The following is a 533-nucleotide window of genomic DNA, read 5'->3' as shown; positions in this document are numbered from 1 at the left end:
CCGACGTGGTCACCGGTTACGCGACCTACGCCGGGGTTAACCCCGATCAGGTGTTGGTTAGCCGTGGCGCCGATGAGGCCATCGAGCTCTTGATCCGCACCTTTTGCGAGGCAGGGCAAGACCAGATCCTGATCTGCCCCCCGACCTACGGCATGTACGCCATCAGTGCCGAAACCTGTGGCATTGGCATCGTCGAGCTGGCGCTGACCGCCAACCGCCAGCCAGACTGGCCCGCTATCGCCGATCGCCTCAGCGATGTGAAACTGGTGTTTCTCTGCTCCCCTAACAACCCCACCGGCGATCTGGTGGGCCGCGATGGCTTGATCACCCTGCTAGAGCAGGCCCAAAATCGGGCCATCGTGGTAGTGGATGAGGCTTATATCGAGTTCTGTCCCGCCGCCACCGTGGTGGATCTACTGGCGCGCTTCCCCAATCTGGTGGTGACCCGTACCCTGTCCAAAGCCTTTGCTCTGGCGGGTATTCGCTGTGGTTTTACCCTGGCCCACCCTGATCTTATCGCCATGCTGGCCAAG

Annotated in this window: 1 protein-coding gene; it reads left to right on the top strand. The window is 61.4% G+C overall.

What is annotated here, in order from left to right:
- Positions 1 to 533: aminotransferase class I/II-fold pyridoxal phosphate-dependent enzyme (locus CUC53_RS18065; RefSeq protein WP_157798328.1), on the top strand; the 533-nt coding region annotated here is incomplete at both ends.

Origin of the sequence: Aeromonas cavernicola (assembly GCF_002795305.1) — a bacterium.
In the GTDB taxonomy this organism is placed as follows: Bacteria; Pseudomonadota; Gammaproteobacteria; order Enterobacterales; family Aeromonadaceae; genus Aeromonas; species Aeromonas cavernicola.
Note: the sequence above shows the minus strand (reverse complement) of the source record. Positions and strands in the feature narration are given on the sequence as shown.